Origin of the sequence: Pseudoflavonifractor sp. An85 (assembly GCF_002161235.1) — a bacterium.
Classification (GTDB): Bacteria; Bacillota; Clostridia; order Oscillospirales; family Oscillospiraceae; genus Enterenecus.
The window spans coordinates 1-868 of record NZ_NFHE01000116.1 but is presented as its reverse complement, the minus strand read 5'-3'; the positions used below and the strand labels follow the sequence as shown (position 1 = coordinate 868).

The 868-nt window shown below is 58.6% G+C and carries 2 protein-coding genes; both read right to left on the bottom strand.

Going from position 1 to position 868, the window contains the following annotated elements:
- A partial coding sequence (locus B5G37_RS14700) for a hypothetical protein (protein WP_143483008.1) occupies positions 1-449 on the bottom strand: 449 nt, incomplete at its 3' end.
- Entirely contained in the window at positions 446-745 is a 300-nt protein-coding gene (locus tag B5G37_RS14695; RefSeq protein ID WP_087258991.1) for a hypothetical protein, read from the bottom strand. The genes B5G37_RS14700 and B5G37_RS14695, both read right to left, overlap by 4 nt.
- Between the last annotated feature and the right edge of the window lie 123 nt (positions 746-868).

The following is an 868-nucleotide window of genomic DNA, read 5'->3' as shown; positions in this document are numbered from 1 at the left end:
AGCAGCGTATCCTCCCGTGCCGGGCTGTCGCAGAGCATCACCGGATGGGCCAGCAGTTCCGGCAGGCGCTTCAACTGCGCGACGGACAGGCCGTGACGGTGCGGGTCATCCTCGCTTTTTGGACGGATCGCCCTGAGAAGATGCTTCTGGGTGTAGAGCATGGGAAGCGGGTCGAACCCGGCTTCTATGTACAGTCGGGGCGTATCGCAGACCTTCACTGCGCTGGTGCGGGGGAAATCCCCGCAGGTGACATCATCCACCTCATCGCCGAACCGAAGATACTCCGCGCACTCCTCCGCATAGTCCGTATACTCCTGTGAACGGTCATCCCCGTCCTTCAGATGGACTCCGCCGCGCGGGTCGAGATAGGTGACGCGCTCCTCGTCGGGCATGTCCACGGAGTTCTCGTATTCCCGGATGGTCAGGATGATGGAACGGTCCTTGGTCATGCCGTCCTCCTTGTCCCGTGCATCCTGCCCTCCGGACGGGACGCGATGAAGATGCGGATGGGGTGCAGCGCCATGGGGTCCACCGGGCGTCCCACCATCTCCTTGAACAGGTACATCTCATGCTGCGTGTGGGTCTGGTGCATCAATGAACGAATCCTGTCCAGATCGCAGAGGATGCCGCGCCCGCTCTTGAAATCGAGGCGGATGACACACCGGCTCTTGGCCCGGCGCTGTCGATTCCGTTCCAGCCCGGCGTAGGCGATGATCTCCACCGGGTTCAGTATCGTCTGTTCCATAAAACTCCTTCCTTTGTTGGTTACTATCATCATAGATTGATAGTTAGACATTTTTGTAGGATTGCATTTTGCTGGGTGTTCTGATAAAATGAATATGGTGGGAAACCGCCGGTCAAGCCGGAT

Coding starts and splice junctions, on each gene's coding strand:
- B5G37_RS14695 (WP_087258991.1), bottom strand. CDS start 745: ATGGAACAGACGATACTGAACCCGGTGGAGATCATCGCCTACGCCGGG.